At 38.7% G+C, this 14335-nt stretch carries 12 protein-coding genes; 3 read left to right on the plus strand and 9 right to left on the minus strand.

Annotated elements, in window-relative coordinates; all coding sequences use genetic code 11:
* The first annotated feature begins 50 nt into the window (after positions 1–50).
* From parC to hypA, 3 genes are all read left to right on the plus strand, one after another.
* On the plus strand, positions 51–2306 hold the full coding sequence (gene parC, locus KP713_RS01755) for a DNA topoisomerase IV subunit A (protein WP_215769671.1): 2256 nt from the start codon (positions 51–53) through the stop codon (positions 2304–2306).
* Positions 2307–2335: 29 nt separating this feature from the next.
* On the plus strand, positions 2336–3550 hold the full coding sequence (gene gltS / locus KP713_RS01760; RefSeq protein ID WP_048952622.1) for a sodium/glutamate symporter: 1215 nt from the start codon (positions 2336–2338) through the stop codon (positions 3548–3550).
* A gap of 94 nt (positions 3551–3644) precedes the next feature.
* Positions 3645–3986: a hydrogenase maturation nickel metallochaperone HypA gene (gene hypA / locus KP713_RS01765; RefSeq protein WP_005633520.1), complete on the plus strand. Its 342-nt coding sequence runs from the start codon at positions 3645–3647 to the stop codon at positions 3984–3986.
* Positions 3987–4088: 102 nt separating this feature from the next.
* On the opposite strand, the gene fdhF is transcribed toward hypA, so the two are convergent.
* The 9 genes from fdhF to bioA form a co-directional block, all read right to left on the minus strand.
* Positions 4089–6248, minus strand: coding sequence for a formate dehydrogenase subunit alpha (gene fdhF / locus KP713_RS01770; RefSeq protein WP_226385891.1), 2160 nt, complete (start codon positions 6246–6248; stop codon positions 4089–4091).
* Between the two features lie 201 nt (positions 6249–6449).
* Complete coding sequence (locus KP713_RS01780; protein ID WP_215769672.1) at positions 6450–7595, minus strand: 5-methyltetrahydropteroyltriglutamate--homocysteine S-methyltransferase; 1146 nt, start codon at positions 7593–7595, stop codon at positions 6450–6452.
* A 193-nt stretch (positions 7596–7788) separates the two neighbouring features.
* The gene (gene lolE / locus KP713_RS01785; protein WP_005633497.1) at positions 7789–9039 is read right to left on the minus strand and encodes a lipoprotein-releasing ABC transporter permease subunit LolE; all 1251 of its coding nucleotides are present in this window, start codon (positions 9037–9039) and stop codon (positions 7789–7791) included.
* Positions 9039–9722: a lipoprotein-releasing ABC transporter ATP-binding protein LolD gene (lolD, locus tag KP713_RS01790; protein ID WP_005633495.1), complete on the minus strand. Its 684-nt coding sequence runs from the start codon at positions 9720–9722 to the stop codon at positions 9039–9041. Before lolD ends, lolE begins: the two co-directional genes overlap by 1 nt.
* Positions 9723–9803: 81 nt before the next feature.
* Complete coding sequence (gene bioD / locus KP713_RS01795; protein WP_215769673.1) at positions 9804–10445, minus strand: dethiobiotin synthase; 642 nt, start codon at positions 10443–10445, stop codon at positions 9804–9806.
* A 12-nt stretch (positions 10446–10457) separates the two neighbouring features.
* A complete protein-coding gene (bioC, locus tag KP713_RS01800) occupies positions 10458–11237 on the minus strand; it encodes a malonyl-ACP O-methyltransferase BioC (protein ID WP_215769674.1) in 780 nt (259 codons plus the stop codon).
* Complete coding sequence (locus KP713_RS01805; RefSeq protein ID WP_215769675.1) at positions 11225–11872, minus strand: pimeloyl-ACP methyl esterase BioG family protein; 648 nt, start codon at positions 11870–11872, stop codon at positions 11225–11227. The genes bioC and KP713_RS01805 overlap by 13 nt, the downstream gene beginning before the upstream one ends.
* Before the next feature lie 9 nt (positions 11873–11881).
* The gene (gene bioF / locus KP713_RS01810) at positions 11882–13024 is read right to left on the minus strand and encodes an 8-amino-7-oxononanoate synthase (protein WP_215769676.1); all 1143 of its coding nucleotides are present in this window, start codon (positions 13022–13024) and stop codon (positions 11882–11884) included.
* Positions 13025–13032: 8 nt separating this feature from the next.
* On the minus strand, positions 13033–14322 hold the full coding sequence (bioA, locus tag KP713_RS01815) for an adenosylmethionine--8-amino-7-oxononanoate transaminase (protein WP_215769895.1): 1290 nt from the start codon (positions 14320–14322) through the stop codon (positions 13033–13035).
* Positions 14323–14335 lie beyond the last annotated feature (13 nt).

Below are 14335 nucleotides of genomic sequence, written 5' to 3' on the forward strand. Positions count from 1 at the left end.
AAATCCGAATTTCAATAAATTAAGAATACATTCAATTAACAGAAACCAAAATGACAAATATCAATTATGAAGGCATTGAACAAATGCCTCTACGCACCTTCACCGAAAGGGCTTATCTCAACTATTCCATGTATGTCATCATGGATCGTGCGCTGCCTTTTATCGGTGACGGTTTAAAACCCGTTCAACGTCGTATTGTATATGCGATGTCTGAACTTGGCTTAAATGCTACGGCAAAATACAAAAAATCAGCCCGTACCGTCGGTGATGTACTTGGTAAATTCCATCCACATGGTGACATCGCTTGTTATGAAGCAATGGTGTTAATGGCACAACCTTTCTCTTATCGTTATCCGCTTGTAGATGGTCAAGGTAACTGGGGGGCACCAGATGATCCAAAATCCTTCGCTGCCATGCGTTATACGGAATCACGCCTTTCTAAAATCTCTGAAATCTTACTGAGCGAACTCGGACAAGGAACAGTAGATTATCAGCCAAACTTTGATGGAACCTTGGCCGAACCACAATATTTACCTGCTCGTTTACCTCATATTTTATTGAACGGCACAACAGGTATTGCAGTGGGTATGGCGACAGATATTCCACCGCACAATATTAACGAAATTGCTGATGCGGCAGTAATGTTGTTAGATAATCCTAAAGCGGGATTAAATGATGTACTTGAAATTGTTCAAGGCCCAGATTTTCCAACAGAAGCAGAAATTATTTCGCCAAAATCAGAAATTCGTAAAATTTATGAGCAAGGTCGTGGCTCAATAAAAATGCGTGCAACTTGGAAAAAAGAAGACGGTGAAATTATTATTTCAGCGCTTCCACATCAATCTTCGCCATCCAAAGTTATTGCACAAATAGCCGAACAAATGACGGCAAAAAAACTGCCAATGCTAGAAGATATTCGTGATGAAGCCGATCACGAAAATCCAATTCGCATTGTGCTAGTTCCTCGCTCAAATCGCGTCGATACTGATGCGTTAATGGCACATTTATTTGCTACCACAGATCTTGAAAAAAGCTACCGTGTAAATATGAATATGATCGGGCTTGATCATAAACCTGCGGTAAAAGGTTTATTAGAAATCTTAAATGAATGGCTTACCTTCCGCCGTACAACGGTAACTCGTCGCCTTCAATATCGCCTAGATAAAGTACTCTCTCGCTTGCATATTTTAGAAGGTTTGATGATAGCCTTTTTAAATATTGATGAGGTTATCGAAATTATACGTCACGAAGATGATCCTAAAACAGAGCTTATGGCACGCTTTAATTTAAGCGATGAACAAGCCGATGCAATTTTAAATTTACGCTTACGTCATTTAGCGAAATTAGAAGAAAACCAACTCAAAGCTGAACAAGATGAACTTGAAAAAGAGCGGTTAAATTTAGAAGCAATTTTAGGATCAGAACGCCGTTTGAATACGCTTATCAAAAAAGAAATTCAAGAAGATGCGAAAAAATATGCCAGTCCACGTATGTCTCAACTGGTCGAACGTGAAGAAGCCAAAATGATCTCTGAAAGTGAAATGACGCCAGCAGAACCAGTTACTGTAATCTTATCCGAAATGGGCTGGGTACGTTGTGCTAAAGGACACGATATTGATCCAAAATCATTAAGCTACAAAGCGGGTGATAATTATCGAGCTCACGCTTGTGGCAAGAGTAATCAAGCCGTTGTATTCATTGATAGTACGGGGCGGAGTTATGCTCTCGATCCGCTTTCATTACCTTCCGCGCGTTCGCAAGGTGAACCCCTCACAGGTAAACTAAATTTACCCGCTGGTGCGACCATTGAATATGTCGTAATGGCTAGCGAACAGCAAGAATTATTGATGGCTTCTGATGCGGGTTATGGTTTTATTTGTAAATTTGAAGATTTAATTGCACGCAATAAAGCAGGAAAAGCCTTGATTTCTTTACCGGAAAATGCCAAAGTGATGGAGCCTAAGACACTGGCGAATGCCACCTCACTTGTTGTCGCTATGACATCCGCTGGCAGAATGTTGATTTTCCCGGTAAAAGATTTACCGGCATTATCAAAAGGCAAAGGCAATAAAATTGTGACAATACCTGCCGCAAATGCAAAAGAGCGCAGCGAATTGTTAGTGAAATTATTGCTTATTTCAGATCAAGCAAGTCTTGAATTTCATTCCGGAAAACGAAAAATTGTATTAAAACCGGAAGATCTGCAGAAGTTCCGTGCTGAACGAGGCAGAAAAGGTTCGACATTACCACGTGGATTACATACCAATGTTGAAATAGTGATAATCGAACCGCAACACAACACATAATTTAAACACAACATAGGGAGATCCAATTTATGAGTCATACATTTAGCACGTATGAAACCCTTGCACTAGCAAGCTTAGTCTTGCTCTTGGGTTATTTTCTCGTTAAACGAATCAGCATCTTAAAAACCTTCAACATTCCTGAGCCAGTTGTTGGTGGTTTTATTGTTGCTATTGGTCTTTTAATTTGGAATAAAGTTGACGGGACATCCTTTAACTTTGATAAGAATTTGCAAACTACCATGATGTTAGTGTTCTTCACTTCCATTGGTTTAAGCGCAAACTTTTCCCGTTTAATTAAAGGCGGAAAACCACTTATCGTATTTTTGTTCGTCGCTGGTTTGCTAATTATTTGCCAAAATGTTATTGGTGTCGTAGGTTCATTAGCATTAGGTATCCACCCAGCATATGGTTTATTAGCAGGTTCTGTCACATTAACTGGCGGTCATGGTACTGGCGCAGCATGGGCTGATACCTTCGTTCACCAATTTAATCTACAAGGTGCAACTGAAATTGCTATGGCATGTGCAACCTTTGGTTTAGTCTTCGGTGGTATCATTGGTGGCCCTGTTGCACGTTTCTTATTAAATCGTCAAAAACAAGGTGAAAATCCTGAAAATGATGAAGTAGATGATATTCAAGAAGCCTTTGAACATCCAACTTACAAACGTAAAATTACTTCACGTTCGTTAATTGAAACTATTGCAATGATGTCTATCTGTTTGCTTATCGGTCAATATTTAGATGCACAAACAAAAGGCACCGCATTCCAATTACCAACATTCGTATGGTGTTTATTTACCGGTGTAATTATCCGTAATATTTTAACCAATATCTTCCGTTTCCAAGTAGCGGATTCGGCTATTGATGTATTAGGTAGCGTGGGTTTATCTATTTTCTTAGCTATTGCCTTAATGTCATTAAAACTTTGGGAACTTGCAGGTTTAGCGGTAGATGTATTAATCATCCTTGCAGTACAAGTTGTCTTTATGGCGGTATTTGCAATCTATGTTACTTATCGCGCAATGGGTAAAGATTATGATGCGGTTGTATTAAGCTCTGGTCACTGTGGCTTCGGTTTAGGTGCGACCCCAACAGCCGTTGCAAATATGCAAGCCATTACCAGCCGTTTTGGGCCATCACACAAAGCATTTTTAATCGTTCCAATGGTCGGGGCGTTCTTTATCGACTTAATCAACGCTGCGCTATTAAAAGTCTCATTTGCAGTTGTAAATATGCTCGTGTAGAGTGCGGTTGAAATTGACAATGTTTTAGAGAAATGCCTTTATCTTGAATTGATAAAGGCATTTGTTTTAAGGAAGAAAAACAAAAGGAAAAACTATGCACGAATTATCTCTTTGTCAAAATATGCTGGAAATAGTAGAACAACAATGTAAAAGTCACGATATAAAAAAAGTTACGGATCTGTGGCTGGAAATTGGCGCGCTCTCTTGTGTAGAACCTGACGCATTGGAATTCTGTTTTGATATAACCTTTCAAGGTACGGCTGCTGAAGGCTGTAAACTACATCTGATTCCTATTGCAGCGCAAGCCTGGTGTTGGCAGTGTCAAAAATTAGTTGAGATACAAGCTCATCATGATTCTTGTCCAAATTGTGGCAGCATACACTTGCAACGACAAAGCGGTGATGAATTACGTATTAAAGAAATTGCCTTTGAATAAACCCTCTTTTTAACATTTCAAATATTCTTACCCATATCATATTTCATTAGATATAAAAAAGGACAGGCATAAAGCCTGTCCTAATCATGATAAATATGATAATTAAGCCACAAGTGCGGTTTCTTTTAAGCGTGATTTGAGCTTAGTATATTCAGTTACAACATAGTGCTCAGCCCAACGTTGATCTTCAATTTTTTCGATACGCACCGCGCTGTATTTATATTCCGGAGTACGAGATCCCGGATTTAAATGTTCAGCAGTGAGTTCGTTACATTTTCCGATCCACCATTGGTAAGTCATATAACACGCACCTTTATTAGTACGAGAACTTACATCAGCACGAGATATAACTTTACCACGAGATGAAGAAATCCAAACAAGCTCATTATTCTTAATGCCTAAAGCTTTCGCATCTTGGTCGTTCATTTGAACAAATCCTGGCTCATCAGCCAATGCAGCAAGTGCACGGCAGTTACCCGTCATTGAACGGCAAGAATAGTGACCAACTTCGCGCACAGTAGAAAGCACTAATGGATATTCTTCAGAAACTTCTTCCATTGGTGGTTCCCAATCGCAAGCAAAGAATTCAGCTTTACCATTTGGACGGTCGAAGATTTGACCTTCATATAAGTATGTAGTGCCTTGATCTTCAGGGCCTTCATCTGTACATGGCCATTGAATATAACCCAAGCCTTCCATTTTCTCGTAAGTTGCACCTTTATAAATTGGGCAAAGCTCACGCAACTCATCCCAAATTTCTTTGGTATTGTTGTAATGCATTGGATAACCCAAAGCCTGTGCCATAAGACTAATGATTTCCCAGTCGTCTTTCACATCACCAACAGGATCTACCGCTTTATAGAAACGTTGGAAACCACGGTCAGCTGCACTATAAACACCTTCGTGTTCAGCACAAGATGTTGCTGGTAAAATCACATCCGCTTCTGCTGCCGTTTGAGTCATAAAGATATCTTGAACAATAATAAACTCAAGATCTTTAAAAGTTTGTTTCATGGCATTCAAATCAGGTTCAGTTTGTAAAGTATCTTCACCCATAATATAGAATGCTTTGAGTTTACCTTCTGCCACTGCATGTGGCACTTCACTCAATGGTACACCTGGTTTGGTTGGAATAGATGGTACGCCCCATGCTTTCGCAAATTTAGCGTTGATTTCTGGATCCGCATAGCTTTGATAACCAGGTAAAGTATTATATAAAGCCCCCATGTCACATGCGCCTTGTACGTTGTTTTGCCCACGCACAGGGTTTACACCAACATTTGGTTTACCTAAGTTACCAGTAAGCATTGCCAAGCTTGCCAACGCACGTACAGTTTCCACACCTTGACGGAACTGACATACCCCCATACCCCATAGAATTGTCGCAGTTTCAGCTTTCGCATAAGTGCGGGCAATTTCTCTCAACATTTCAGGCTCAATGCCAGTGATATGTTGAGTTGATTCAGGTGTATAAGCTTTTACAGTTTCATAGAACGCATCGAAATTTTCGGTATGTTCATCGATGAATTTTTGATCTTGTAATCCTTCTTCAAGAATCACGTTCATCATTGCATTCAAAAATGCGACATTGCTACCATTGGCAAGAGGCGCATAAATGTCAGCAATACGAGCGGTTTCAATTTTACGAGGATCACAAACAATAATCTTCGCCCCTTTTGCTTTTGCGTGGTTAATACGACGCGCCACAATAGGGTGAGACGTTGAGGCATTATAGCCAAAGATAAATACGCATTTAGTGTCTTCAATCTCAACAATTGAGTTGGACATCGCGCCGTTACCGACCGATTTGAGCAGACCTGTTACAGAAGGGCCGTGTCATACGCGCGCACAACAGTCAATGTTGTTATTACCTAATACCGCACGAGCAAATTTTTGCATAACGAAATTCACTTCGTTACCTGGTCCACGAGAAGAACCCGTTACCATAATTGACTCGTTACCATATTTTTCTCTAATTTCCTGTAGACGTTTTGCAGAATAGGAAATAGCTTCTTCCCAGCTCACTGGCGTGAACGGCTCGCCACGTTTGTAGCGAATCATCGGTTGAGTTAGGCGAGGAGTGAGGATTTTTGTATCATGCACAAAATCCCAGCCATAATATCCTTTCAGGCAAAGCTCCCGTTCGTTTGTTTTACCGTTTGCACCTTCAGCACCCACAATTTTGTTGTTTTCAACCAATAGATTGATCTTACAACCTGAAGCGCAATACGGACAGACAGTAATCACTTTTTTAATTGCCATAATAATGTCCTTATTGTAGATAACCAGAATGAATTAATCATTCCGAGTAATATAATACGCCTAAATAAAGAACATAGGCTTATAAATTTTGTGGATTTTTTGATATAAAACAGGTTTTAAGCAATTTTTTAGAATATTTAAAACAAGTAAAAAAATAGCCGCACTTTATGCGGCTATTTTTATATAACATTGGAAATATATTTATTTTCCCCAGACCTCTTCAGAGATGTCTCGGATAAACTCTAGTTTTTTCCATTGTTGCTCTTCAGTTAAAATATTGCCTTCTTCTGTAGAAGCAAAACCACATTGAGGGCTTAAACAAAGCTGATTAATATCGACATATTGTGTTGCTTCCTTAATGCGTGCAATGATTTCATCACGATTCTCTAAGTCACCTGATTTGGATGTCACTAATCCTAGAACAACTTGCTGATTTTTAATAAAACGTAACGGTTTAAAATCACCCGCACGATCACTATCATATTCTAAAAAGAAACCATCTACATTACAGTGGCCAAATAAGATTTCTGCTATAGGTTCATAACCACCAGCAGAGAACCAAGTAGAACGGAAATTACCTCGACAAATATGCATTGTAATGGCTAGATCAGCTGGTTTAGCCGCAACAATTTTATTAATCATATAGACATAATCTTTTGCGATTTGATCAAGATCTAAACCTCGCTCTGTATAGGCCTTGCGTTTATCTTCAGCACAAAACTCACCCCAACTTGTATCATCCAATTGCAAATTGCGACAGCCTGCAACATAGAAGATATTCATTGCTTTAATATAAGCATCAGCAATATCATCAAGTAATAATTGATTATTATCTTGATAACGTGCAATAGGATGATAATCTGTTTCACGTACTGTACAAATTAAATGCAACATGGAAGGAGAAGGAATGGTTAATTTTACTTCTGTTTCACCTGAAATTTTTTGTAAAGCACGATAATGTGCTATGAATGGATGATTCTCAGAAAAATCAATTTTATCAACAATACGTAAAGTTTTTGGGCGGACACTATGATGCTTAAATTGTACCGAAAATTTTTCTACATCCACTTCTTTTACACCATCTAAAGCGGCTAAGAAGTCAAGATGCCAGAAAGTTCGACGAAACTCCCCATCTGTTACAGCAGATAATCCCACTGACTTTTGATGCTCAACTAATTTTGAAATTTCACTATCTTCTACTTGAGTTAAGTCGGCGCAAGAAATGTCGCCACAGCTACATTGATGGCGTGCTTGTTTTAATGTTTCTGGGCGTAAAAAGCTCCCGACAATATCAAAACGATAAGGGGCTTGAGTTCGAGTCTTGGCATTTGGAAATAATTTGCTCATGATGCTTTCCTATAATTAAATTTTAAATGAAATGCGGTCGATTCTAACAAAGAATATCTAGCGATTGAAGTTTTAGCCATCTAGATGTATATGAATTTTCTTTGTGGTTTTAAGAAATAAATTTCATATAAGTCATTGAAAGCAGATTCTTACAATATTAAAAATACCGCACTATCATGCGGTATTCACAAAATTAATGGCTACTTAATACTTGAGCTGGTTGTAATTTAGCGGCCCTACTTGCTGGATAAAGACTAGCAATTAAACTCAATGCAAGCGCTGCAACTAAAACCATCAAAACATCCAACCAATGTAACTCGCTTGGCAAAAAATCGACAAAATACACATCGCCTGATAATAATTTCTTACCGATAACCCACTCAATGCCTTGAATAAAAGTTGTCAGATTTAATGCAAGTATAATGCCTAACACAATACCAATTAAGCAACCTTTCATTCCAGCCTGTAAGCCATACCAAATAAAAATACGTTTAATGAAAGCATTATTCGCTCCAAGCGTGCGCATAATGGCAATATCGCCCTGCTTATCTTTTACCGCCATAATCAGCGTAGAAACAATATTAAAACATGCCACCCCAATCACGAGTACCATGGCAATATACATCACAGTTCGAATAAGTTGAATATCGCGATACATATAACCAAATTTACTAATCCAGTTTTGAATATAAAGCATCTGAGGATAGTCGTTAAGCATAGATAAATCCAAATTTTTCACAGAAAAAGGATCATCTAATTTCAATTCAACACCTGTTATTTGATCAGGTTTATAAGTTAAAAATTCTTGTGCTTGAGCAAGCGGCAATAAGGCATAACTGTAATCAAGTTGCCCATCTAAACGTAAGATTGCAGTGACTTGCACGCGTTCACGAGTAGGTTGAGCAAGTTGTTCATCGCCATTTTGCTGAGAAATAAGTAAGGTAACCCAATCACCCGATTTTACATCGAGTTCTCTAGCAATACCTGAACCCAAGACTAATCCGCCTTCTTTCCCAAATTTATCCCAGCCTTGCTCTTGTACGAAATTACCAAGAGAGCTCACACGATCTTCTGCTTGTTTTTCAATGCCCTTCACTTGAACCACTTTCAGTTTTGATCCATTTTCTACCAATGCAGTAAAGCTAACAAAAGGGGAAATACCTTTAATTTGGCCATTTTGTTGTAAGCGTTTTTCCAAATTTAGCCAATGGTGAATGGTTGGATCCGTTGCATTCGGTGCAGATAAAATCTCTGCATGGGGAACCACAGCAAGAATTCGTTGGTTAAGCTCACGCTCAAAACCATTCATCGCACTTAAGCCAACAATTAAAACTGCAACGCCCAGCGCGATACCGATAGCTGAAAATTTTGCAATTAACGCAACTAAAGGATTTTTCTGCTTGCCACGTTGATAACGCCAACTAATAAAAAACGGCGTATTCATCACACACCTTCCTTCAAAATACCATCTTGCATAACTAAACGGCGTGATAGTTTTTCAGCAAGCCCCATATCGTGAGTGACTAATAAAAAAGCGGTATTTTGCTCTTGGTTAAGTTGTTGAATGAGTTCAAAAATGCTTTCTGTGGTCTTGTGATCAAGATTCCCTGTGGGTTCATCCGCTAAAACTAACGATGGATTATTCACCAAAGCACGCGCAATCGCCACGCGCTGACGTTCCCCACCAGAAAGCGCTGAAGGACGATGCGTCATTCTATGGCTTAACCCCACCGCACTTAGCATTTTTTCGGCACGATCTTTCGCTTCAGTTTTATTTTGATGACCAATCAACATCGGCATCATCACATTTTCAAGTGCAGTAAAGTCCGCCATTAAATGATGGAATTGATACACAAATCCTAAATAACGATTACGCAAAGCAGCTAATTCATTAGCCGATGCTTTTTGCAAGGATTGTCCATTAATAAACACTTCCCCACTACTTGGCTGATCAAGTCCCCCTAAAGTATGCAATAAAGTACTTTTCCCTGAACCAGAACTTCCCACAATCGCAACCAACTCTGCGGGTTCCATAGAAAAAGAAACGCCTTTTAACACTTGTGTTTGGTTTTCACCTTCTTGATAAAATTTATTGATGTTTTCGCATTTTAATAAATAGTTATTCATTTTTTACTCGTTTTAACCGCACTTTAGCAGCAAATCATCTCATTAAAAACTGGCGCGAGTCTATCACACTTTTCCCTGAGCTTAAATTTCAATGCGCCCAAAGTATTCCAATCCCGTTTCAGGAAAATGTTTTTTAAGATAACCTTTTAAATAGCCTTGTGTCTCTTGACTAATAATAGGATCGTATTCAGGATAACCGTTATACATTACGCTTAGCACTGACACACCATGAGAACGACAAGCCTCTAAACTTAACAATGTATGGTTTATGCTACCTAATTTTCCCGATGTCACTAAAATCAAAGGGTAATTATTTGACTGGATATAATCTAACGTCGTCGCCTCTTCGCAATAAGGTACCATTAACCCACCGGCCCCCTCCAACAATACATAATCATATTTTTCTGCCAAAAGTGCGGTGGATTTTTCAATAATTTTTTCATTAATTTCTCGCCCTTCGAGCTTTGCCGCTAAATGAGGAGAACAAGGATATTCAAAAAGATAAGGGCAGGTGTCGCCTTGTAAATCTTCTTCCGTCAAATCAATGCCTTGAATCTTTCGATGTACAACCAAATCATCAGCGATATTTTTACAGCCTGTTTGAATCATTTTTTGTGTAATAACGGAAAAGCCTTGTTCCATCAACTTTTTAGCATAAATGCCTGTTGCAACTGTTTTACCTACATCGGTATCAATGCCCGATACAAAAATAACCTTGCCCATAAATACGCCTTACTAATTTCCAACACGAGAATAACGTGCGATAAAAAACAATGGATGATAAGTTAACCGCACTTTACCCGATGGCAACCTAAAAGCCTGTAAGTAGTCATCAATAAATTTGTTGAGATTTTTTCTTGTCCAATTTTTCTGGTTAGTCGCTGTTACACCTGTATATTTCAGATGTTTGAGTACATCCAATGGCGTATCAAACTCTAGTATTACATTAACATCGTCATGCCATAAAAGATCAAAATCATTGGCTAACCAATTTTGCCATTGAGATAAATTCGGATAACTTAACCCCACATTCGTCATTTGGCGAATCTCTTTTAAATTATCTTCACCAAAGCTCGTAATCGCTAATAACCCATTAGGTTTCAATCCTGTTTTACAATGGGAAATAAAATTGTCAGGATGATGGAACCACTGCACGGCTGATGCACTTGCAATCAAGTCAAATCGTCGTTGAAAAGGAAAGTTCTCTGCATCACCACAATAAAAATCAAAGGGGTGAATCAGCTTTTCAGCGAGTAGAGAGCGCACATCGCACAAATCATTAAATAACCAATAATTGGCTGAAATCTGTTTCTGCAACAACGTACTCAACATACCAGAACCGCAAGCTAGTTCCAAAACGCTATCTAATGATCCATTTGGTAAATAGTCTTGTAAATGCATCATTAACTTAATATTCATTTTTTGTTGAATTAACGCATGTTCATCATAGCTATTTAAGGCTTTTTGGAAGGCTTGTTGAATACGCGATTTATTTACGGAGGTTAATAATTCCATAATGCCGACCAGTGGGTAAATCTTGAAAACACATAATGTTCACCCTCTATTTCCTGAATGGCACAACGCGATGCCCAATATTGGTGCTGATTAGCTGGCATAAAAATTTTATCGTGAGAACTAACCCATACATTTGTCCAGTGAATAAGATCTGTGCGTTTATCCTGCTGAATCATCGCAAAAAGTGCGGTGAGTTCTTGATGAATTTCGTTAAATGGTCGTGCAGAAAATTGTTGATAACGTTCAAAAGATACTTTGTCACCACAGATTCTACGTTCAAACTTTGAACGAGTATTTTCTGTGAGATTCTCTAGAGTACCTTTAAAAATAGCGTAAGGAATACCGAAACTATCATCACAAGGTAAACCTGTACCATTCACTGCTGTTGCAGATTGTAAAGTGATTCCTTGTAATACTCGCTCTGCCACCCAAACACCCATTGACCATGCCACTAAACGAATTTGCTGATAGGCAGAAAAATCAAAATCTAAATCCAAATCTTGATAATCGTAGCAAATTAATAAATTATGATTTATTGGCAAAATCAAATGAGCTACCGCATCAAGAGGTGTCCCCCAGCCAGCAAAATAAACTATTAAATGCTCACCTTGATGATCATAAAATTTCGTTTTCACATTATTTCCTTATAAGCATGCCACAAACTGTTTTACTTCATCCATTGTCATATCTGCCGTCAAAGACAATCGTATTCTGGATGTACCTTTTGGTACTGTCGGTGGTCTAATCGGCAAGCAATAATAACCTTGCTCTTGCAGCTCTTTCGCCTTGGCAAGGGTTGCTTCGTTCTCACCTAAAATATAGGGAACAATGCAAGTTTGACTTGGCATTATTTGCGTTCTATGCTCCACTTCTTGGCGTAAAAATGCACTTAAGTGCTCAAGATGTGTTCTTTCTTTTGAAAGTTGTGGTAATCGTTCAAAAATAAAATGAGTCCAGGCCACATTAAATGGCGGAAGTGCTGTTGAAAAAATCAATGGACGCATTTGATTAATCAAACACTCTTTTAATATTTGATCACAGACGACATAAGCCCCCATTGAAGCTAAGGCTTTGCCAAAAGTGCCAACCAATAAATCTATATCAGATATCACATTAGCTCGTTCGGCAATACCTAATCCGTTTTTACCATAAACGCCTATTGCATGGGCTTCATCCACATAAAGATAAGTATTGGGAAACTGTTTTTTCAGTTGCACAAGATGTTTTAAATCAGCTACATCACCATCCATACTAAAAACTGATTCCGTCACAATAAAAGTGCGGTCAAATTTTCCAGCATTTTTTTCGAGCAGATTTTTTAGATGTTCATAATCATTATGACGATAACGAAAGAACGCACATTGACTTAAACGAATACCATCAATCATACTGGCATGCACTAATTTATCTGCCAAAATTAAACTTTTTGTTGTTGTCAACGCCGGTAAAATACCAAGATTGGCGTGATAGCCACTGTTAAATAATAAAGCACTTCCCCGTTGGAAACTTTGAGCAATAAGCTGCTCAAGATCGGTATAAACAGGAAAATTTCCCGTTAATAAACGAGACGATGAACTGGTAAAAGAGGGAAAATTATCGCCATATTGCTGTAAAAAAGACTGGCGCAAATTTTCATTTGATGCCAAACCTAAATAATCATTAGATGACATATTCAACATTTTGCGATTTTCTCGCGTAATATATCGTCCTTGATGAACTAAGTCTGGAATTGAACGATATTGATTTTGTGCGCTAAGCTGTTCCAGTTGCTGTTTGAAAGCATCCATTTTTTATCCTAATGTTCATATTCCTGCGTTAAAGCCAGAATCATGCCTTCCGTTAATTTCTGCAGTTCATCACTTTTAATCACAAATGGTGGCATCACATAAACCAATTTTCCGAAAGGTCGAATCCAAACACCTTGTTCCACAAAACGTGGGACTAAAGTTTTCATATTTACCGCACTTTTCATTTCAACCACTCCAATCGCCCCTAATACACGAACGTCTTTGACGTAATCTTTTTCAACTAAAGGCGAAAGCTGTTGTTTTAAGGAAGACTCAATTCGCTGAATATTTTGCTGCCAAGGGCTTTCCAACAATAAACGGATAGATTCTGCTGCAATCGCACAAGCCAACGGATTTGCCATAAAAGTGGGTCCGTGCATAAAGCATTTAGCCTCACCGCCACAAATAGTTTGCGCAATTTCAGTGGTCGTAATGGTTGCCGATAAAGTTAAATAACCACCCGTTAAGGCTTTACCAATACACATAATATCTGGCGAAATCCCAGCATGCTCGGCAGCAAATAGTTTCCCTGTACGGCCAAAACCCGTGGCAATTTCATCAAAAATTAGCAATACACCATATTGCTTACAAAGCGCTTGTGCTTTCACTAAATAAGTTGGCGAATAAAAATACATACCGCCCGCACCTTGCACGACAGGCTCTAAAATAAGTGCGACGATTTCGCTACCTTTTTTCTTAAGTAAATCAGCTAAAGGTTCCATCACACAATCATTCCAAGATTCATAAAATGGAATATTGGGTTGAGGAAGAAAATATTGTACTGGCAGGCTATGATGAAATAAATGATGCATCCCTGTGGTTGGATCACACACTGACATCGCATTCCAAGTATCGCCATGATAACCCGAACGGATGGTGGCAAATTTCTGTCGTTGTACTTCCCCTTTAGCGTGCTGATATTGAATAGCCATTTTCATCGCTACTTCCACAGCAACAGAACCACTATCAGCAAAAAAGATCTTATCTAATCCATTTGGCAAAATTTGTACCAATAATTGAGCTAAGTCCACCGCAGGTTGATGGGTAAAACCGCCAAACATAATATGGCTCATTTTTGCCAACTGATTCTGTGCAGCCGCATTTAAACGAGGGTGATTATAACCATGCAACGCCGCCCACCAAGAAGACATGCCATCAATCAAACGATTGCCATCTTTTAAGGTTATCATCACGCCATCAGCACGTTCTACCGCATAAAGCGGCATGTCAGAAGAAACTGAAGAATAAGGATGCCAAATATGTTGTGTATCAAAAGATAAAAGTGATTGTTCATCCATCATTCATTTACCA

It is taken from the genome of Haemophilus sp. SZY H36 (assembly GCF_018829625.1).
Taxonomy (GTDB): domain Bacteria; phylum Pseudomonadota; class Gammaproteobacteria; order Enterobacterales; family Pasteurellaceae; genus Haemophilus; species Haemophilus haemolyticus_K.

Bases quoted from the DNA above. Each gene is read 5' to 3' on its own strand.
- bioC (WP_215769674.1), bottom strand. From the start codon at position 11,237: ATGGAATTATTAACCTCCGTAAATAAATCGCGTATTCAACAAGCCTTC.
- hypA (WP_005633520.1), top strand. From the start codon at position 3,645: ATGCACGAATTATCTCTTTGTCAAAATATGCTGGAAATAGTAGAACAA.
- gltS (WP_048952622.1), top strand. From the start codon at position 2,336: ATGAGTCATACATTTAGCACGTATGAAACCCTTGCACTAGCAAGCTTA.
- lolE (WP_005633497.1), bottom strand. From the start codon at position 9,039: ATGAATACGCCGTTTTTTATTAGTTGGCGTTATCAACGTGGCAAGCAG.
- bioA (WP_215769895.1), bottom strand. From the start codon at position 14,322: ATGGATGAACAATCACTTTTATCTTTTGATACACAACATATTTGGCAT.
- lolD (WP_005633495.1), bottom strand. From the start codon at position 9,722: ATGAATAACTATTTATTAAAATGCGAAAACATCAATAAATTTTATCAA.
- parC (WP_215769671.1), top strand. From the start codon at position 51: ATGACAAATATCAATTATGAAGGCATTGAACAAATGCCTCTACGCACC.
- bioF (WP_215769676.1), bottom strand. From the start codon at position 13,024: ATGGATGCTTTCAAACAGCAACTGGAACAGCTTAGCGCACAAAATCAA.
- KP713_RS01780 (WP_215769672.1), bottom strand. From the start codon at position 7,595: ATGAGCAAATTATTTCCAAATGCCAAGACTCGAACTCAAGCCCCTTAT.
- bioD (WP_215769673.1), bottom strand. From the start codon at position 10,445: ATGGGCAAGGTTATTTTTGTATCGGGCATTGATACCGATGTAGGTAAA.